The organism is Streptomyces sennicomposti, from assembly GCF_019890635.1.
GTDB classification, from domain to species: Bacteria; Actinomycetota; Actinomycetes; order Streptomycetales; family Streptomycetaceae; genus Streptomyces; species Streptomyces sennicomposti.
This window is the reverse complement of the sequence record NZ_JAIOAB010000055.1, coordinates 19,077-39,327: the sequence shown is the minus strand read 5'-3', so window position 1 is coordinate 39,327 and position 20,251 is coordinate 19,077. Positions and strand designations below refer to the sequence as shown.

Genomic DNA, 20,251 nt, shown 5'->3' with positions numbered 1-20,251 from the left:
TCCCCCGGCCCGGCGGGTGCGGGGCGTCCCGGGTCAGCCGGCCACCCGCAGCAGCAGCACCGAGCGGCCCGGCACCGTGATCACGGCGCCCGCCCGGTGCACCGTGCCCGGCGCCTCGGCCTGCTCCTCCAGCGAGGTGTCCACCACCACCTCGTAGCGCTCCGCCCACGGCGGCCCCGGCAGGACGAAGCCGGCCGGGTCCTCCCCGGCGTGCAGGACGGCCAGGAAACTCTCGTCCAGCACCGGCGCGCCCCGCTCGTCGCGGCCCGGGATGTCCCGCCCCGACAGATACATGCCGAGGGTGGCCGCCGGGGCGTACCAGTCCTCCTCGGTCATCTCCGTCCCGCGCGCGGTGAACCACGCCAGGTCCCGCAGCCCGTCCGCCGAGTGCGCGCTGCCCGAGAAGAACGCCCGGCGGCGCAGCACCGGATGGCGGTGGCGCAGCCCGATCAGCCGGGCCGTCAGCTCGGACAGCGCCCGCCACCCGGGATCGTCCAGCAGCGACCAGTCCAGCCAGCCGGTCTCGTTGTCCTGGCAGTAGGCGTTGTTGTTGCCGTGCTGGGTGCGGCCCATCTCGTCGCCGGCCACCAGCATCGGCACCCCCGTGGACAGCAGCAGCGTGGTGAGCAGGTTGCGCAGCTGGCGGCGGCGCAGCGCCCGTATCGCCGCGTCGTCGGTCTCGCCCTCCGCGCCGCAGTTCCAGGACCGGTTGTCGTCCGTGCCGTCCCGGTTGCCCTCGCCGTTGGCCTCGTTGTGCTTGCGGTCGTAGCTGACCAGGTCGCGCAGGGTGAAACCGTCGTGCGCGGTGACGAAGTTGACGGAGGCGTACGGCCGCCGGCCGCCCCAGGCGTACAGGTCGCTGGAGCCGGACAGCCGGTAGCCCATCTCCCGCACGTCCGGCAGCGCGTGCCGCCAGAAGTCCCGTACGGCGTCGCGGTAGCGGTCGTTCCACTCCGCCCACAACGGCGGGAACGCGCCCACCTGGTAGCCGCCCGCGCCCACGTCCCACGGCTCGGCGATCAGCTTGACCCGGCGCAGCACCGGGTCCTGGGCGATCACGGCGAGGAACGGCGAGAGCATGTCCACGTCGTGCATGGAGCGGGCCAGCGCGGCGGCCAGGTCGAACCGGAAGCCGTCCACGCCCATCTCGGTCACCCAGTAGCGCAGCGAGTCGGTGATCAGGCGCAGCACGTGCGGCTGGACGACGTGCAGGGTGTTGCCGCAGCCGGTGTAGTCGGCGTAGCGGCGGGCGTCGGCCTGGAGACGGTAGTAGCGCTGGTTGTCGATGCCCTTCAGGGACAGCGTCGGGCCGTACTCGCCGGCCTCGGCGGTGTGGTTGTAGACCACGTCGAGGACGACCTCGATGCCGGCCGCGTGCAGCGCGCGCACCATCCGCTTGAACTCGCCCACCTGCTGTCCGGCGGTGCCGGAGGCCGCGTAGGCGGCGTGCGGGGCGAAGTAGCCGATGGAGTTGTAGCCCCAGTAGTTGCGCAGGCCCCGCCTGAGCAGGTGGTCCTCGTGGGCGAACTGGTGCACCGGCAGCAGCTCCACCGCCGTCACGCCGAGCCGCGTCAGGTGCTCGACCGCCGCCGGGTGGGCGAGCCCGGCGTACGTCCCCCGCAGCTCCTCGGGGATGCCGGGGTGGCGCATGGTGAAGCCGCGCACGTGCAGCTCGTAGATGACCGAGTCCGCCCACGGCGTCTTGGGGCGGCGGTCGTCCGACCAGTCGTCGTCATCGTGCACGACGACGCCCTTGGGCACGTACGGCGCGGAGTCGCGGTCGTCGCGCACCGTGTCGGCGACGTGCTGGTCCGGCCAGTCGCGGACGTGCCCGTAGACCTCGGGCGGCAGCCGGAACGCGCCGTCCACCGCGCGCGCGTACGGGTCGAGGAGCAGCTTGGCCGGGTTCCAGCGGGCGCCGGTCCACGGGTCCCAGCGGCCGTGCACGCGGTAGCCGTAGCGCTGCCCCGGCAGCACGCCCGGCACGAAGCCGTGCCATATCTCGTGCGTCAGTTCGGTCAGCCGGGCGCGGGTCTCCTTGCCCGCCTCGTCGAACAGACACAGCTCCACCGCCTCCGCGCCGCCGGCCCACAGCGCGAAGTTGGTGCCCGCGACCCCGTCCGGCCCGGTCCGGAACCGGGCGCCCAGCGGGGTGGCCGCGCCCGGCCACACGGGCACGGGGGCCGCCGCCGGGGCGACGCGCCGCCCGCCGGCCACGGCGACGGCGGCGGCGGACGCGGGAGCGACGACGCCACGACGCCCGGCACGCCCGTTCGCCAGCCCACGCCCGCCACCCGCGAGGCCGTGTCCGTCCTCGGCGGGCTGCGCGTGACCGCCGCCCGCGAGGCCGCGCCCGTCCTCGGTGGGCTGCGCGTGGTTGGCGCCCGTGAGGCCGTGTCCGTCCTCGGTGGGCTGTGCATGGCCGCCGTCCGCGAGGCCGTGTCCGTCCTCGGCGGGCTGCGCCTTCTCGGCTGTCTGTCTGTCCGGCTGTGTGTCCTCGGTGGTCGGTCCGGGGTCGCCGTCCGCGACGCCGTGCGCGCCCGGCCGGCCGTCCTCGGGCGTCCGCCTGTCGCGGGGCACCCGCCCGTTCCCGCCCGGGCGGCCACTCCCGGCCGTCCGGCCGCCCGACCCGCCGTCCTCGGTCGCGAGCCCGCTCGATCCGCCGTCGTCGGTCGTCCGTCTGCCCGCGGGCACCCGACCGTTCCCGGTCGGCTCCCCGGGTGCGGGTGCGGGTGCGGGCGCGGGCGTGGGCCCGTCCGGGGACGCGGTCCCGGGGGCGGCCGGGTGGTCGGGCTCGGGCGGGCGGGCGGCATCGGCCGGGCGGTCGGCGGGGGGCGGCGGACCGGCCTCGGCCGGGTGGTCGGCGTCGGGCGGCTGACGGGCGCCGGTCGTCGACCCGGCGTCGGTCGTCGGCCCCTTCGCGGTGGCGCGCCCGCTCGCCACCGCCTCCTGCTCGGCTGCGCTGGACACCTGGTCGGCCCCTTTTTTCGGCTGCTGCGGCTCGTTCGGCTCCGGTCCGCTCCTGCGGCTTGTCCCCCCGGGCGCGGCTCCCCGGCGTGTGCTCCTCCCCACTGTTCTGCCCAGAGGCGGGGTCGCACTCACGTTTCCCGGGAGCGGGCCGGTCGTTGGGCAGCCCGTGAGGCACGTACAACGGCGCGCACGGCGCGCGAGGGCCGTGATGGCCGCCGTACTGGCATGGGCAGGACTACTGGCCGGGGCCACCGGCTGCACCGCGGGCGGCCCGGAGTCCCTCGGCCGGGTCTTCGGCAAGCCCCCCGCGCCCGAGGACGTGGTCCGCGTCGCCCCGGCCGACGGCAGCAAGGACGTCCGCCCGGGGACCAGGCTGCGGGTGCGGGTGGCCGGCGGACGCCTGGAGTCCGTGAAGGTCGTCAAGGCGCAGGACGCGCAGGACACCCCGGTGCCCGGCCGCCTCTCCCGCGACGGCCGCACCTGGCGGCCCGACGACGACCGGCTCGCCCTCGCCGCCAAGTACACCGTGGACGCGGTCGCCGTGGACGAGGACGGGCACCGCGCCGCCCGGCACACCACCTTCACGACCTACGTCCCCGCCGAGCGCTTCATCGGCTACGTCACCCCCGAGAACCGCTCCGTCGTCGGCACCGGGATGATCGTCTCCCTCTCCTTCAGCCGCCCGGTCGCCGACCGCGCCGCCGTCGAGCGCGCCGTCCGCGTCACCGCCGACCCGCCCGTGGAGATCCGCCCGCACTGGTTCGGCAAGGACCGCCTCGACTTCCGGCCCCGCGCCTACTGGCGGCCCGGCACCCGCGTCACCGTCGATCTGCGCCTGCGGGACGTGCAGGGCGCGCCCGGCGTCTACGGGCTCCAGTACAAGACCTTCTCCTTCACCGTCGGCCGCAGCCAGGTCTCCCTGGTCGACGCCGCCGCCCACACCATGGAGGTGCGCCGCGACGGCGAACTGCTGGCCACCGTCCCCGTCACGGCCGGCGCGCCCAAGTCCACCACCTACAACGGGAAGATGGTGGTGATGGAGATGCTGGAGGTCACCCGCATGAACAGCCGCACGGTCGGCTTCGGCGGCGAGTACGACATCCCCGACGTCCCGCACGCCATGCGCCTGACCGACTCCGGCACCTTCCTGCACGGCAACTACTGGTCGGCGCCGACCACGTTCGGGCGGACCAACGTCAGCCACGGCTGCGTCGGGCTGAAGGACGTCAAGGGCGGCAGCTCCGGCACCCCGGCGGGCTGGTTCTTCGACCGCAGCCTCGTCGGCGACGTGGTCGAGGTCGTCAACAGCGACGACCGCACGGTCTCCCCGAGCAACGGACTCGGCGGCTGGAACATGAGCTGGGCCGACTGGACGGCGGGCAGCGCACTCGGGTAGCCGGACGCGCCCCCGGCGCGCGTGCTCAAGTGGTCGTCCATGACCCGGTTTCGGGACGGCGGACAAGCGGTTTCCGGCGGCTGTCGAAGTTGGGACGGAACAGTGACATTCGGCCGGCGACCAGCCCCCTGACCTTGTGGTTACTATGCGCCAATGTGCGCGTGGGACGCGCTGGGGCACGGGTCGGACCGGCCCGGGGAGGGGAGTCACGTTGAACGTGCGGCCGATATCGGGGGCGTCGGTTGACGCGCGCGGACGCGGGGGGCGGCCGGGGCGCAGGGCGGGCAGGGGAGTGCTCGCACTGTCCTGCGGGGCACTGCTGCTCGCCGTCACCGCGTGCGGCGGAGGGGACGCCGACGCGGAGTCCGGCAAGAGCGCGGGCAAGGGCGCGGACACGGCGCAGAGCGAGCAGTCGCAGGCCGTCGTCACCATCGCGCCCAAGGACGGCGCCAAGTCCGTCGACACCAGCGGTGCCCTCAAGGTCGCCGCCAGCCGGGGCAAGCTCACCCAGGTCGTCGTCAAGGACCCCAAGGGCACGCGGATATCGGGGGAGATAACCGGCGGCGGCGCCACCTGGACGCCGTCCTCCCATCTCGCGGCCTCGACCAAGTACACGGTCCACGCGGTCGCGAAGGACTCCGCCGGCCGCGAGGCCGCCGAGGACTCCAGCTTCACCACGCTGACGCCGAAGAACACCTTCGTCGGCAGCTTCACGCCCGAGGACGGCTCCACGGTCGGCGTCGGAATGCCGTTCTCCGTCAACTTCACCCGCGGCATCACGCATCCGGACGCCGTCGAGAAGGCCATCCGGATCAAGACCGAGCCGGCCGTCGACGTCGAGGGCCACTGGTTCGGCAACGACCGCCTCGACTTCCGGCCCGAGCAGTACTGGAAGGCCGGCACCAAGGTCACCGTCGAGATCGACCTGGACGGCGTCGAGGGCCGCCCCGGCGTCTACGGCAAGCAGACCAAGACCGTCTCCTTCACCATCGGCCGCAACCAGGTGTCCGTCGTGGACGCCAAGAAGCACACGATGAAGGTCATGCACGACGGCAAGGTCGTCAAGACGCTCCCGGTCACCACCGGCAAGCCCGGCTACGACACCTGGAACGGCCGGATGGTCATCAGCGAGAAGCTCGCGGTGACCCGGATGAACGGCGAGACGGTCGGCTACGGCGGCGAGTACGACATCAAGGACGTCCCGCACGCCATGCGCCTGACCACCTCGGGCACCTTCATCCACGGCAACTACTGGGGCGGCGACGCCTTCGGCAACTACAACGCCAGCCACGGCTGCGTCGGCCTGCGCGACGTGCGCGGCGGCTACGACAGCGGGGTGCCGGCCGCCTGGTTCTTCAACCACTCCATGATCGGCGACGTGGTGGAGGTCAAGAACTCCCACGACAAGACCGTCGCCCCGGACAACGGCCTCAACGGCTGGAACATGTCCTGGAGCGAGTGGAAGGCGTGACGGCCCGCGGGGACGGCCCCGCCGACGTGTGAGCGTCACCAGCGGTTCCCCGGAACGGCCTGAGCGCCCCCGGGTCCGCGGGAACCGGCCCGGTGTGATCGACCACACCGGGCCGGTTGCCGTTAGTGGTGGTTAACCTGCTTGCCATGACCGTAACTCTGGAAGTCGCCGACGGCGTCGGCACGCTGCGCCTGGACCGCCCGCCCATGAACGCGCTGGACGTCGCGACGCAGGACCGGATCAAGGAGCTGGCCGAGGAGGCCGCCCGCCGCGAGGACGTGCGCGCCGTGGTGATCTACGGCGGCGAGAAGGTGTTCGCGGCCGGCGCGGACATCAAGGAGATGCAGCTGATGGACCACGCGGCGATGGTGCTGCGGGCCCGCGCGCTCCAGGACTCCTTCACCGCCGTGGCCCGCATCCCCAAGCCGGTGGTCGCCGCGGTCACCGGCTACGCGCTCGGCGGCGGCTGCGAGCTGGCGCTCTGCGCCGACTACCGCATCGCCGGGGACAACGCCAAGCTCGGCCAGCCGGAGATCCTGCTCGGCCTGATCCCCGGCGCCGGCGGCACCCAGCGGCTGTCCCGGCTGATCGGCCCCGCCAAGGCCAAGGACCTCATCTTCACCGGCCGCCAGGTCAAGGCCGACGAGGCCCTGGCGCTCGGGCTGGTGGACCGCGTGGTGCCGGCCGCCGAGGTGTACGAGGCGGCGCACGCCTGGGCGGCGCGGCTCGCCAAGGGGCCGGCGCTCGCGCTGCGCGCCGCCAAGGAGGCGATCGACACCGGTCTGGAGACCGACCTCGAGACCGGGCTCGCCGTCGAGCGGAGCTGGTTCGCGGGGCTGTTCGCCACCGAGGACCGCGAGCGCGGGATGCGCAGCTTCGTCGAGGAGGGGCCGGGCAAGGCGAAGTTCCTCTGACGCCCGCCGCGTCCCCGACGCCCCGGGGGTCACACGTGGTTGACGCGGCGTCCGCTCGCGTGTCCCCCGAAGGGGCGGTTTAGGGGAGCCTTAAGGCAACCTCAAGGCCGGCCGCCGCGACGGCCGGCCCTTCGCCGCAGGCCATCCCGTCCCCGCAGGTCGGCACGGCCGGACCGGCGCCCGAAGGGCTCGGGGCATATGCCGGCGCGGGGCCGGACGACGGGGGCGTACGGGGGGCGTATTCCACCGGAACGGCCACACGGCGCGGTCCGGGCCGCCATGATGGGGGGCATGGCGGGGCTGGAGGGCATGGAACAGCCGCGGGGACAGGGGCACGCGTCCGCGGCACGCTGGTCGCCCGCGGTCGAGGACGAACGGGCGCTGACCGCGCTGGAGTTGTACGGCAACCCCACGGACGCGGAGGTCGCGCTGCCGTCCCGGCCCGAGTCCGCGGCCACCGCCCGCCGGCTCGTCCAGGTCGTCGTCCTGCGCCACTGGGGACTGAGCCCCAAGCTGACCGAGGACGCGGTCCTGCTCGTCTCCGAACTCGTCGGCAACGCCGTCCGGCACACCGGCGCCCGGGTGTTCGGGTTACGGCTGCGCCGCCGCCGGGGCTGGATCCGCGTGGAGGTGCGCGACCCCTCCCGGGGGCTGCCGTGCCTGATGCCGGTGCAGGAGCTGGACATCAGCGGCCGGGGCCTGTTCCTGGTCGACAAGCTCGCCGACCGCTGGGGCGTGGACCTGCTGCCGCGCGGCAAGACCACCTGGTTCGAGATGCGCGTGGCGGACCGCTGACGCGGGGGCGCGGGTGAGGTGGCGACACCCGAGCACGTGCGGGCGGGTGACGTGGCGACGCCCGAGCATGCGGGGGCGGGTGACGTGGCGACACCCGAGCATGCGGGGGCGGGTGACGCAGTGACACCCGGGCGCATGGGGGCGGGTGACGTGGCGACACCCGAGCGCACGAGGGCGGGCGACACGGTGGCACCCGATCGGGCCGCTCTCCATGACACCCGATCAGGTCCGTGCGACACCCGATCGGCCCCGCCCATGGCCCCTTCGGCCGACCGACGCTCACCCGGTGGCCACACGTGTGAATCGCCCGTTTTCTTACCTTGCGCCCCTTAAATGGTGCGGGTGACCACCACTGATCGTCGCGGCGTGCTGCGGGCCGGCGCCGGGCTCGTCGCCGGGGGCGCGCTCGCGGCCGGGTGTTCCGCCACCGGCGCCGCCCCGCACCCCGCCGCGCCCGACGCCCCCCCCACGGGCGCCCCCCCCCCCCCCCCCCCCCCCCCCCCCCCCCCCCCCCCCCCCCCCCCCCCCCCCCCCCCCCCCCCCCCCCCCCCCCCCCCCCCCCCCCCCCCCCCCCCCCCCCCCCCCCCCCCCCCCCCCCCCCCCCCCCCCCCCGCCCCCCCCCCCCGCCCCGGGCACCGCGCCCCCTCCCGGCTCCCGCCGGGCCGCCGCCCTGCTCGGTCTCGCCCTCGCCGTCCTCGCCACGGCCGTCTGGTCCGGCAGCTTCGTCACCTCCCGCGCGCTGCACGACAGCGTGCCGCCCGTCCAGCACGCCTTCTGGCGCTGGGTGATCGCCCTCGGCGTCGTCGCCCCGTTCGGCGCCCGGCGCGCCTGGCGGCAGCGGCGCCTGATCCGCCGCCACGGCCGCTACGTCCTGCTCGCCTCGCTGCTCGGCGTGGCCGTCTACAACACCCTCGTCAACCAGGCCGGGCTGACCACCCCGGCCGCCACCATGGGCATGATCATGGCCGCCTCACCGGTGCTGATGGCGGTGTTCGAACGGCTGGGCGGGACCCGGCTGGGCCTGCGGCGCACCGCCGGACTGCTGACGGCCTGCGCGGGCGTACTGCTGCTGACCCTCGGCGCCGGCGGCGGCACGGGCCTCACCGGCGGCGGACTGTGGATGATCGCCGCCGCCTGCTGCTTCGCGGGCTACAGCGCCCTGCTGCGCCGCCGCCCCGCCGAACTGGACGGCGTGGCCTTCCTGTTCACCACGTTCCTGGTCGGGACCGTCCTGTTGCTGCCCGTGCAGGCCGCGAGCCTCGCCGTCCAGGGCGGCTTCCGGCCCACCCCCGGCACGTTCCTGCCGCTGCTGTACGTCGGCGTGGCCTCCTCCGCGGTCGCCTTCTTCGCCTGGAGCCGGGCCATCGCCCTGATCGGCGCCGCCCGCGCGGGCCTCGTCTACTACCTCCAGCCCGTCCTGGTGGCCCTGCTGTCCCGGCTGCTGCTCGGCGAGTCGCTGGGTCTGCCGCAGGCGCTGTGCATGGCGCTGATCCTCGGCGGCGTCGTCCTGGGCGCGGGCTCGGGCGCGGGCTCGGCACGATCGGCCCGGTGACGTCCGGTAGCGTGCCCGCATGGCCGAGTGGGATCTGAGGAAGCTGCGGATCCTGCGCGTCCTGGACGAGCGGGGCACCGTCACCGCGACCGCCGAGGCCCTGCACATGACGCCCTCCGCGGTCTCCCAGCAGCTCACCAACCTCGCCCGGCAGCTCGGCGTCACCCTCCTGGAACCGCACGGCCGCCGGGTACGGCTCACCGACGCGGCCCGCCTGGTGCTGCGGCACGCCGACGCGGTCTTCGAGGAACTGGAGCGCGCCGACGCCCGGCTGGCGGCCCACCGGCGCGGCGAGGCCGGCGAGGTGCGGATCGGGGCGTTCTCCACGGCGGTGCCCGCCCTCGTCGTCCCGGCCGTCCTGGCCCTGCGCGAGCGGCACCCCGGGGTGACCGTACGGGTGCGGGAGGCGGAGGCGCGGCAGGCGTACGAGCTGCTGGCCGCCGGGGAGGTGGACCTCGCGCTGTCGCTGGCCGCGCACGCGCCCGGCGCGGGCGACCCCGGCTTCACCCGGGCGCCGCTGCTCGCCGACCCGCTCGACCTCGCCCTGCCGCCGGACCACCCGCTGGCGGCGGCGGACCGCGTCCGGCTCGCCGATCTCGCCCACGAGGAGTGGATCTTCGGCGGCAGCGGCCCCTGGTCGGACATCACCCGCGCCGCCTGCGAGGCGGCCGGCTTCCGCCCGCACCAGGGACACTCGGCGGCCGGATGGACGGCGATCCTGGCGATGGTGGAGGCGGGAATGGGCGTGGCGCTGGTGCCCCGCATGGCCGCCGTGCGCGGCCGGGGCGGCGGCGGACCGGACGTGGTGATGCGCGCCCTCACCGAGGACCGCCCCTGCCGCCACGTCGTCACGGCCGTCCGCAAGGGCGCGGAGGAGGCCCCGACCCTGAAACGCGTCCTGTCCGCCCTGCGCGCCGCCGCGGCCGCCCTCGCGGACGGGGACGCACACGCCTGACCGACGGCACTCGCCCGCCCGCCCGGAGGAAGGCCCGCCCGCACGCCAAGGCGTGACCGGCCGGTCCCCATGCCCCCCGGCCCCCCTCGCCTGCCCGGACACCCGCAGGGCACCCGGACATGCCGACATGCCGACACGCCGAAGAGTCAGTGCCCGGGCACAGGGAAGGGCGCCCGGTGGGACACCGGGCGCCCTTCGTGTCGTGTCGTGCCGGGGTGCGGCTACTTGGCCGCCGCGTCCGCCGCCTGGGCCTTCAGGGAGCGTTCGACGCCCGCGCGGGCCTCGGAGACCAGGCGGCGCAGGGCCGCGTTGGGCTCGGCGGAGGACAGCCACGCGTCCGTCTTGCGCAGCGTCTCCTGCGAGACCTGGACCGCCGGGTACAGACCGACCGCGATCTGCTGGGCGATCTCGTGCGAACGGGACTCCCAGACGCCCTTCAGCACCTCGAAGTACCGGTCGGTGTACGGCGCCAGCAGTTCACGCTGGTCGGTCTGGACGAAGCCCGCGATGACCGCCTCCTGCACGGCGTTCGGCAGCTTGTCCGACTCGACGACCGCCGCCCACGCCTCGGCCTTGGCCTCCTCGGTGGGGCGGGCGGCGCGGGCGGTGGCCGCGTGCCGCTCACCGGCCGCGGTCTTGTCCCGCTCGTACTCGCCGGCGATCTCCGCCTCGTCGAACCGGCCGACCGCCGCCAGCCGCTGCACGAACGCCCACCGCAGCTCCGTGTCCACGGCCAGGCCCTCGATCGACTCGGAGCCCTCCAGCAGCGCGTTCAGCAGGTCCAGCTGCTCCGGCGTACGGGCGGTCGCCGCGAAGGCGCGCGCCCAGGCCAGCTGGTGGTCGCTGCCCGGCTCGGCGGCGCGCAGATGCGCCAGCGTCGCGTCCGTCCAGCGGGTCAGCAGCGTGTCGCGGGCGGCCGGGTCGGCGTACAGGTCGATGGCCAGCTTCACCTGGCGGTGCAGCGACTGCACCACGCCGATGTCGGACTCCTTGCCGATGCCGGACAGCACCAGCGACAGGTAGTCGCGGGTGGCCAGCTCGCCGTCGCGGGTCATGTCCCACGCCGAGGCCCAGCACAGGGCGCGCGGCAGCGAGGACTCGAAGTCGCCCAGGTGCTCGGTGACGAAGGCCAGCGACTCCTCGTCCAGGCGGACCTTGGCGTACGACAGATCGTCGTCGTTGAGCAGGACGACCGCCGGGCGGCGCCGGCCGGCCAGCTGCGGCACGGCGGTCAGCTCGCCGTCCACGTCCAGCTCGATCCGGCCGTCCTCGGCGCGCACCAGCTTGCCGCTCGCCTCGTCCAGGTCGTACAGGCCGATCGCGATGCGGTGCGGGCGCAGCGTGGGCTCGCCCTTGGCGCCGGCCGGCAGCGCGGGGGCCTCCTGGCGGACGGCGAAGGAGGTGATGACGCCGTCGGCGCCGGTCTCGATCTCCGGGCGCAGGATGTTGATGCCGGCCGTCTCCAGCCACTTCTTCGACCAGGTCTTCAGATCGCGCCCGGAGGTCTCCTCCAGCGCGCCGAGCAGGTCGGACAGGCGCGTGTTGCCGAACGCGTGCCGCTTGAAGTACGCCTGCACGCCGCGGAAGAACTCGTCCATGCCGACGTACGCCACCAGCTGCTTGAGGACGCTGGCGCCCTTGGCGTAGGTGATGCCGTCGAAGTTGACGAGGACGTCGTCCAGGTCGTTGATGTCCGCCATGATCGGGTGGGTGGACGGCAGCTGGTCCTGCCGGTAGGCCCACGTCTTCATGGAGTTGGCGAACGTCGTCCACGAGTGCGGCCAGCGCGAGCCGGGGGCGTGCGCCTGGCAGGCGATGGAGGTGTAGGTGGCGAACGACTCGTTCAGCCACAGGTCGTTCCACCACTCCATGGTGACCAGGTCGCCGAACCACATGTGGGCCAGCTCGTGCAGGATCGTCTCGGCCCGCACCTCGTACGCCGCGTCGGTCACCTTGGACCGGAAGACGTACTGGTCGCGGATGGTGACCGCGCCCGCGTTCTCCATCGCGCCCGCGTTGAACTCCGGCACGAACAGCTGGTCGTACTTGGCGAACGGGTAGGCGTAGTCGAACTTCTCCTGGAACCAGTCGAAGCCCTGCCGGGTCACGTCGAAGATCGCGTCCGCGTCGAGGAACTCGGCGAGCGAGGGCCGGCAGTAGATGCCGAGCGGCACGGACCGGCCGTCCTTCTCGTACACGCTGTGCACCGAGTGGTACGGGCCGACGATCAGCGCCGTGATGTACGACGAGATGCGCGGGGTCGGCTCGAACACCCAGACGTCGTCCTGCGGTTCGGGGGTCGGCGAGTTGGACACGACGGTCCAGCCCGCGGGCGCCTTCACGGTGAACTGGAAGGTGGCCTTCAGGTCCGGCTGCTCGAAGGAGGCGAACACCCGGCGGGCGTCCGGCACCTCGAACTGCGTGTAGAGGTAGGCCTGGTCGTCGACCGGGTCGACGAACCGGTGCAGGCCCTCACCGGTGTTGGTGTACGCGCAGTCGGCGACGACCCGCAGGATGTTGCGGCCCTTCAGCAGCCCCGGCAGGGCGATCCGGGAGTCCTGGAAGACCTCGGCCGCGTCCAGCGCGTCGCCGTTGAGCGTGACCTCGTGGACGGCCGGCGCGACCAGGTCGATGAAGGAGGCGGCGCCGTCCTCGGCGACGTCGAAGCGCACCGTGGTCACGGACCGGTAGGTGCCGCCCTCCTGCGCGCCGGAGAGGTCGAGATCGATCTCGTACGAGTCAACGGTGAGCAGCTTCGCCCGCTGCTGCGCCTCTTCGCGAGTCAGGTTTGTGCCAGGCACGCGGTCATCTCCTCGTGATGTGTGGGTGCGGTCATCCTTCCACGTCGCGCGCGATACGAACGGGCGGTCGCCGACTCACGGCGACCGCCCGTCCCCCGTACGCGTCCGTACGGGTCGTGCGCCTCTGCGTCCCCGCGGGGCGAAGCCGCCCCGCGCCGCGGTCTACGCGCTCAGCTCGGCCGCCACCAGCTCCGCGATCTGCACCGCGTTCAGGGCCGCGCCCTTGCGGAGGTTGTCGTTGGAGACGAACAGCGCGAGGCCGTTGTCCACGGTCTCGTCGCGGCGGATGCGGCCCACGTAGGACGGGTCCTGGCCGGCCGCCTGGAGCGGGGTCGGGATGTCGGAGAGGGCGACGCCGGGCGCGCCGGCCAGCAGCTCGGTGGCGCGCTCCGGGCTGATCGGGCGCGCGAAGCGGGCGTTGATCTGGAGCGAGTGGCCGGAGAAGACCGGCACGCGCACACAGGTGCCGGAGACCTTGAGGCCGGGGATCTCCAGGATCTTGCGGGACTCGTTGCGGAGCTTCTGCTCCTCGTCCGTCTCGTTCAGGCCGTCGTCCACGAGGTTGCCGGCGAAGGGCAGCACGTTGAAGGCGATGGGGCGCTTGTAGACGGCCGGCTCGGGGAAGTCCACCGCCGCGCCGTCGTGGGTCAGCTTGTCGGCGTCCGCGACGACCTTCTGGGTCTGGCCGTGCAGCTCGGCGACGCCCGCGAGGCCGGAACCGGACACGGCCTGGTAGGTCGCCACGACGAGGGCTTCGAGACCGGCCTCGGCGTGCAGCGGCCTGAGGACGGGCATCGCGGCCATCGTGGTGCAGTTCGGGTTGGCGATGATGCCCTTGGGGCGGTCGGCGATCGCGTGCGGGTTCACCTCGGACACCACCAGCGGCACGTCCGGGTCGCGGCGCCAGGCCGAGGAGTTGTCGATCACGACCGCGCCCTGCGAGGCGACCTTTTCGGCCAGCGCCTTCGAGGTCGCGCCGCCCGCGGAGAACAGCACGATGTCCAGGCCGGTGTAGTCGGCCGTCGAGGCGTCCTCCACCGTCACGCCGTCCAGCACCGTGCCGGCCGAGCGGGCCGAGGCGAACAGGCGCAGCTCGGTGACCGGGAAGTCGCGCTCGGTGAGGATCCTGCGCATGACCGTGCCGACCTGACCGGTGGCTCCGACGATTCCGACCCTCACGGTGTCTCCCTCTGCGTGTGCTGTAGCTGCTGTGCGCTCGGTCGAGGCCTTTCCATCATGCGGCCGACCCCGACCCACGTGTCCAATTCTTTGCGCCCCGGCCCGAGGAACGAGACGCGCCCTGCCCGCACACGGCCTGCGGAACTGCCGTGCGCACCCCGGTTGAGCTGCAGGAATTCACCCGGCGAGGCCCCCGTGCCGCAAGCTGTGCTGCCGCGTGCCTGCCCGCCCGTCCCCGGCTCATACGGCGATGTGATGTACGCCTCTGCCCGCGCCGTGCCTTTCCCGCGCCGCGCCGAGGAATTTCCCGCCGCCCGCGCCGAACGTTCCGGGCGCCGCCGGCGTCGTAGGACGGAAGCGGGGGAGGGGAGGGCTTGTGCTGCGCGGAAGGGTGCGCCGGGGCCGGGAGGCGGACCACGGGGGCCACGGCGGCGACGATCCGCTGGACGCGGCCCAGGAACGCCGGGTGCGGGCGGTGCTCGCGCTCGGCGGCGTGCCGCAGGCGGACCTGCCGGACGGGGTGCAGCAGGTCCGCCTGCGGCTGCTGGAACGCGCCGCGAGCGGCCAGGAGGCGCCGCGGGACGTCTCCGCGTGGGCGGCGGTCGTCGCCTCCCGCCTCGCCATGGACTGGCACCGCGCCCGGGCCCGCCAGGACCGGCTGGGGGAGCGCCTGGCCGCCCAGCGCCCGCCCGGGCACACCGCCTCCGGCGAGGACACCCGGCTGCTCTCCCTCGCCGTCGCCCAGGGCCTGGACGAGCTGCCCGGCCCGCAACGCCAGGTGCTGGTCCTGCGCTTCTACGCCGACCTGCCGGTGCGGGACATCGCCGAGCAGCTCGGCGTGCCCGAGGGCACGGTCAAGAGCCGCCTGCACACCGCCGTCCGCGCGCTGCGGACCCGGCTGCACGAGAACGAGGTGGTGTGACGTGACGGCCCCCCATGACGGCGACGACCCGCTGCTGGCCGCGATCCTGGACGAACCGCCCCCGGACCCGGCGGCCCACGACGCCGCCTACCTGACCGAGTACGAAGCGGCCCGCACCGACCTGGCAACCCTCCGGAAACACCTGAACCTCCTGGCGGACACCTTGACGGCGGACCCCCTGGGCCCGGCCCCGCCACAGGGACCGGCCCCGGCCCCGGCCCCGGCCTCGGGCTCGGTGTCGGGCTCGGTGTCGGCATCGGGCTCGGTGTCGGCGTCGGCGTCGGGCCCGGCCTCGGCGTCGGGCTCGGTGTCGGCCGCGGCTTCGGCACCGCCTACGGACTCGGGACGGGGTCCGGCGTCGGACTCGGGTCCGGCCCCGGACTCGGGTCCGGCCCCGGACTCGGGCCGTGACCCGGCGTCGGGACCGGCCTGGGCCTCGGGACGGGGCTCGGCTTCGGCGTCGGGACCGGGACCGCACTCGGCGTCGGAGCCGGCTCCGGTGTCTGGCTCGGCGCTGGGACGGGGATCGGCCGCGACTTCGGGACCGCCCTCCGCGCCGCGCCCCGACTCGGAGCCGGGCTCGGCCCCGGCCCCGGTCCCGGCCCCGGGTGTGGGGCGGGCGGTCGGAGCGGACCGGCAGCCCGGCCGGGGCGGTCCCGCGGGGAGGGTGAGCGCCCCTCGCCCCGCCCCGGGCACGGCACCGCCACAGGGCTCGGCTCCGGGTGTGGGGCGGGCGGTCGGAGCGGACCGGCAGCCCGGCCGGGGCGGTCCCGCGGGGAGGGTGAGCGCCCCTCGCCCCGCCCCGGGCACGGCACCGCCACAGGGCTCGGCCCCGGGTGTGGGGCGGTCGGTCGGACCGGACCGGCAGCCCGGCCGGGGCGGCCCCGCCGGGCGGGGGACCGCGTCCCGCACCGCTCCGGGCGGCCCGGAGCGGCCGTCCCGGCCGCCCCGTGGGGCGCGCCGGGCGCGGGTCGTCGCCCTGCGCGGGCTGGTCGCCGCCGGTGTCGTCGCCGTCGCGCTGGGGTTCGGGTGGCTCGCCGTGCAGGGCGGCGCGGGCGACGACGCGGCCAGGAGCGCCGACAGGGCGAGCGCCGCCAAGGCCCGCCCGGGCGACCCGGCCGAGAGCGGGGCGGCGGCCGATGGCGAGACGGCCGCAAGCGGGGCGCCCGGCGGCGACCCCACGGCGAGCGGGGCGCCCGGCGGCGACCCCACGGCGAGCGGGGCGCCCGGCGGCGACCCCACCGCGAGCGGAGCGCCCGGCGGGGAGACCGCCGGGAGCGGGGCGACCGGAGGGGCCGGGGTGTTCGGTGATTCCGGGTATCTCGGCTGCGCCCGGCTCGTGGTCGAGGGCGAGGTGACCCGGGTGGCGCCCGTGAGCGGTGGCGCCGAGGTGTGGGTCACCCTGCGGGTGACCCACACCTACAAGGCCGACCGGCCGGGGAAGGAGGCCGTGGTCGCCCTGACCGGCCCCCTGGGGTTCGGCGTAGGCGACCACGTGCTCGTGGCCGTCCCGCGCCGCGCCGACGGGACCGGCGCCTGGCTCGTCGGAGAGCGGGCCATCGCCCCGCAGCGGGACCGCATCGCCCGTGCGCTGCCCGCATCCCGCGCCACCGCCTGCGGGTGATGTGACACGAAGAGGCGGGCGCCCACCGGACGCCCGCCTCCCTCAACACGCCGTCACACGGCGTTCCTTACTGCACGACCTTCTCGATCCGCACGCTGCCGAGGCCCGCGACCGTGCCGCGCGCGTTCACCAGCTGCACCTGGCCGAAGAACTCACGGCCCTCCGGCGCGGCGGCGGCCGCCGTGACCGTCCCGGTCACCGTGGCCGTGGCGCCCGTGCCCAGCTTCACCGGGGCCGCGTCGTCCACGGTCACCGCGCCGAGCGCGGGGGAGAAGAACACGTCCCGGTAGTCGTACTCGGTCGAACCGGACGGCACCGAGTAGGCGGCGACCTCGATCGTGTAGACGCCGGCGGCGGGCTTGGCGATCGACACCGCCTCCTCCGAGTCGCCGTCGGCGGACTGCGCGACCTGCGCGCCCTTGGCGTCGTAGACCGTCAGGTCCAGGTCGGCCGACTTGTCGGAGACGCCGCCGATCGCGACGTCCAGCGACTGCGCGCCCTCGGGCACGGTCACCGTCGTGGTCCGCTTCTCACCGGACTTCACGGTCGGCCGGGCCGACTCCGCCGAGCCGAGCGGGCCGCCCACGAGCTTGCCGTCCAGCGCCGCGTACTTGTTGGTCACCGTCCAGGAGGCGGTGGCCGGGGCGCCGACCTTCGCCTCGGGCACGGTCACGGTCGCCGGGTCGAACGCCGCGCCGAGCACGGTGACGTCCAGCCGGTAGGGGTTGTCGAGCAGCGGCGAGGTGCGGCGCGCCTCGACCTCGATCTCCCACACGCCCGCCTGCGGGTCGGCGTAGGAGCGGACGTCGGGCTTGCAGCCGTTGCCGTCCAGGTAGTGCGGGTAGCAGTACGGGGTCGAGGTGTTGTCCACCGGGACGCCGTAGGGGTGGATGGCGATGAACCGGGTCTGGCTCTCGCCCTTCAGCCCGCCGATGGCCACCTCCAGCGACTTCGCGCCCTCGGGCACGGTCACGAAGTACGACTTCGTGCTGTTGCGCTGCACGCTGCCGGAGGCCGTGTAGGTGTAGTGCACCGGCGCGGCGACCACGACCGTGGTGAGGATCTGCCGGTCGATGCCCTCGGTCCTCGGGTCGTCCAGTTCGAGGATCGCGCTCTTGAGGCCGGCCGACTTCGGGGTGGCGCGGACCTTGACGGTCACCGGCTGGTTCAGCGGCAGCTTCACCTCGTCGGAGCCGACGACCTTGAAGGTGCCCTCCGTGTTGTTCTCGAAGTGCAGCTCGTGCCGGACCGCCTTGTCCGGACCGGAGGTACGGGTCAGCGTGATGTCGTACGTCCTGCTCTGACCGGCCTTCAGGCCGCCCTCGCGGTCGTAGAGGCCCGTGCCGAAGCCGGGCGTCTTCAGCGCGTAGTCGATCGCGGTGTCGACGGGGGCCTTGACGGTGTAGTCGTGCGCGGAGGCGCCCTTGCGGATCGACTTCCAGGCGTCCACGACGTTGATCAGGCCCGCGCCCTCCTCGTAGGCCTGCGCGCCCTTGATGTGGTCGGCGGTCGAGGTGAGCGCCGTGCGCAGGACGGCCGGGGTGAGGTCGACGCCCTTCTCCTTGGCCGCGCTCAGCAGCAGCGCGGAGGCGCCGGCCGCCTGCGGGGAGGCCATCGAGGTGCCCTGGAGCATCGAGTAGCCGGCCGGCAGGGAGTAGCCCGCCTCGGCGACCGGCGAACCGGGCAGCCAGGTCTGCGTGGTGTTGACGGCCGCGCCGGGCGCGGTCAGCGTCGGGGTGAACCCGCCGTCCTCACGCGGTCCGCGCGAGGAGAACGGCATCATCTGGTACTTGGTCTTCACCTCGGAGCCGTAGTTCGCCGCCCAGGTCTCCCTGGAGACGGACGCGCCGACCGAGATGACCTTGTCGGCCAGGCCCGGGTCGCCGATGGTGTTCGCGCCGGGGCCGGAGTTGCCCGCGGAGATCACCAGCTGGACGCCGTAGGTGTCGATGAGGCGGGTGTACAGCTCGGCGCGCGCGTTGTTGCCGTCGTTGAGCGCCGGCAGACCGCCGATGGACATGTTGACGATGTCCACGCCGCGGTTGGCGACGAGGTCGATCATGCCCTCGGTGAGCGCGACGTTGGTGCAGCCGCCGGTCCAGGTGCAGGCGCGCGAGGAGACGATCTTCGCGCCGGGGGCCGCGCCGTTCATCCGGCCGCCGAACAGGCCGTTGGCGGCGGTGATGCCGGCGACGTGGGTGCCGTGCTCGGACTCGATGACGCCGATGTTGACGAAGTCGGCCTTCTTGCCGACCCAGGAGCCGCCGTAGGGGTCCATCGGCACGTCCTTGCGGATCTGCACGACGAACGGCTGCCGCTCGGCGACGTCGGTCTTCGGGTCGTCGGTGCCGAAGTACCCGACCTGGTGGTCCTCCTTGTACGGCTTCATCGGCGTGTCGTCGGTGAAGTCGTTGTTGTTGTTCAGGTCGACGCGGACCGTGCCGGCCGCCGGGTCGTAGAGGACGCCCCAGGAGTCGGTGGTGTCGCCGTCGCGGTTGGCGTCGCCCTTGGCGTCGCCACCGGCGGTCGCGGACTCCTTGAACGTGCTGATCTGGTACGAGCCCGCCGGGGCCGTCCAGGTCTGGCCGCCGTAGCCGAACTGCGGTCCGGAGACGGCGTTGACCATCGGGCGCCAGGTGGCGTCGCCGTCGAGGATCGGGTCGGTGGCGGTCACCCAGTCGACGATCTTGCGCTCGCCGGTGGTGGTCTTCTGCAGGGCCGGGTGGCCGAGGTCCACGCCGGAGTCGAGGATGCCGATGGTGACCCCGCGGCCGTCGGCCTTCGGGTTCTGCTTCACGAAATCGACGGCGCCCGTCTCGAAGGACGGGTTGTACGGGTTCTCCGCCGGGGTGTTCTTGCCCGGGGCGGGGTACGTGGCGCTCTTCTTGCCGCTCGCGCCCTTCGCGGTGTCCCCGGCCGGCGTCGGGTCGTCGAGCTGGATCTCCTGCCGCAGGTCGATGGCGTGCACGGAGGACAGCTTCTCGGCGGCGGCGATCGCCGCGTCCGCCTTCGCGGTCGGCACGGTCGCGCGGACGTAGCCGACCTGGTCGTAGGTGCGGCCCACCGAGCCGCCCTTGACCGCGTCCAGCTGCGCGGCGACCTGCTCGGTCTGGCCCGGCGCGGTCGCGATCATCATCGTGACGTTCTTGGCGCCGTCGGCCTTGGCCGAGGCGAGCAGGTCGGCGTCGTCCGGACCGAGCTTGGCGCTCGCCGACTTGACGGCCGGGTCGGCGGGCGCGGGGCCGTCGCCCTGCGCGGCGACGGCCAGGGGTATCGGCCCGGCCGCGGAGAGCGCGGCCACCACGCCGGCGGCCACGGCTATGCGGGCCAGGCGTCTCGCGCCGGGGGCGCGCTGGGAGTCGGAGGTCATCGGCATCCCTTGCAGATAAAGGAACCAGGCGAGATGCGATCGGGTTCGATCGCGGCCGTCCGGATTTCGGAGCCGGACGATCGCTCAGCTTTACCCAAGGGGAAGATGTTTGTGGAGAGTTGACCGTGGCGGGATGGACGCATGGCGTACTTCCGCCATGCGCCACCGGGGACGCACCATGCCGAACTCCCCTATACCGCACGGCGGTCGGCGCGCCCGACCGCACGCCGTGGCGGCCCGCCTGCGCACGGTCGCCACGGCCGGCCGCCGTCCTGCCCCGCCACCGGGGCCCGGCGCGCACC

Annotated in this window: 12 protein-coding genes; 8 read left to right on the top strand and 4 right to left on the bottom strand. The window is 74.3% G+C overall.

Translation table 11 applies throughout. The features are described from left to right. Positions 1–33: 33 nt before the first annotated feature. The gene (glgX, locus tag K7787_RS24880) at positions 34–2,217 is read right to left on the bottom strand and encodes a glycogen debranching protein GlgX (RefSeq protein WP_223003019.1); all 2,184 of its coding nucleotides are present in this window, start codon (positions 2,215–2,217) and stop codon (positions 34–36) included. 961 nt (positions 2,218–3,178) lie between these two features. Between glgX and K7787_RS24875 the strand changes: the two genes are divergently transcribed. The 6 genes from K7787_RS24875 (at position 3,179) to K7787_RS24850 (ending at position 10,053) form a co-directional block, all read left to right on the top strand. Beyond that, positions 3,179–4,366, top strand: a complete 1,188-nt coding sequence (locus K7787_RS24875) for a L,D-transpeptidase (RefSeq protein WP_050790767.1) — start codon at positions 3,179–3,181, stop codon at positions 4,364–4,366. Between the two features lie 211 nt (positions 4,367–4,577). Further along, positions 4,578–5,837 carry a L,D-transpeptidase gene (locus K7787_RS24870; protein WP_223003011.1) on the top strand — a complete coding sequence of 420 codons (1,260 nt, stop codon included), beginning with the start codon at positions 4,578–4,580 and terminating at the stop codon, positions 5,835–5,837. 146 nt (positions 5,838–5,983) lie between these two features. Further along, positions 5,984–6,751, top strand: a complete 768-nt coding sequence (locus tag K7787_RS24865; RefSeq protein ID WP_009190718.1) for an enoyl-CoA hydratase/isomerase family protein — start codon at positions 5,984–5,986, stop codon at positions 6,749–6,751. 291 nt (positions 6,752–7,042) lie between these two features. Then, positions 7,043–7,546, top strand: a complete 504-nt coding sequence (locus K7787_RS24860) for an ATP-binding protein (RefSeq protein ID WP_043261312.1) — start codon at positions 7,043–7,045, stop codon at positions 7,544–7,546. A 670-nt stretch (positions 7,547–8,216) separates the two neighbouring features. Next, positions 8,217–9,098 carry a DMT family transporter gene (locus K7787_RS24855; RefSeq protein ID WP_223003018.1) on the top strand — a complete coding sequence of 294 codons (882 nt, stop codon included), beginning with the start codon at positions 8,217–8,219 and terminating at the stop codon, positions 9,096–9,098. 19 nt (positions 9,099–9,117) lie between these two features. Further along, positions 9,118–10,053: a LysR family transcriptional regulator gene (locus K7787_RS24850; protein ID WP_164391775.1), complete on the top strand. Its 936-nt coding sequence runs from the start codon at positions 9,118–9,120 to the stop codon at positions 10,051–10,053. A gap of 221 nt (positions 10,054–10,274) precedes the next feature. On the opposite strand, the gene pepN is transcribed toward K7787_RS24850, so the two are convergent. Both pepN and K7787_RS24840 read right to left on the bottom strand, forming a co-directional pair. Continuing rightward, positions 10,275–12,854, bottom strand: a complete 2,580-nt coding sequence (gene pepN, locus K7787_RS24845) for an aminopeptidase N (RefSeq protein WP_164391778.1) — start codon at positions 12,852–12,854, stop codon at positions 10,275–10,277. Between the two features lie 162 nt (positions 12,855–13,016). After that, a complete protein-coding gene (locus K7787_RS24840; RefSeq protein WP_009188630.1) occupies positions 13,017–14,033 on the bottom strand; it encodes an aspartate-semialdehyde dehydrogenase in 1,017 nt (338 codons plus the stop codon). A gap of 376 nt (positions 14,034–14,409) precedes the next feature. Between K7787_RS24840 and K7787_RS24835 the strand changes: the two genes are divergently transcribed. Next, complete coding sequence (locus K7787_RS24835; RefSeq protein WP_169439347.1) at positions 14,410–14,955, top strand: sigma-70 family RNA polymerase sigma factor; 546 nt, start codon at positions 14,410–14,412, stop codon at positions 14,953–14,955. A gap of 838 nt (positions 14,956–15,793) precedes the next feature. Next, positions 15,794–16,579, top strand: coding sequence for a hypothetical protein (locus tag K7787_RS24830; RefSeq protein ID WP_223003010.1), 786 nt, complete (start codon positions 15,794–15,796; stop codon positions 16,577–16,579). Between the two features lie 67 nt (positions 16,580–16,646). Here the strand turns inward: K7787_RS24830 and K7787_RS24825 are convergent, their stop codons facing one another. Further along, entirely contained in the window at positions 16,647–19,949 is a 3,303-nt protein-coding gene (locus K7787_RS24825; RefSeq protein ID WP_223003009.1) for a S8 family serine peptidase, read from the bottom strand. Positions 19,950–20,251: the final 302 nt, after the last annotated feature.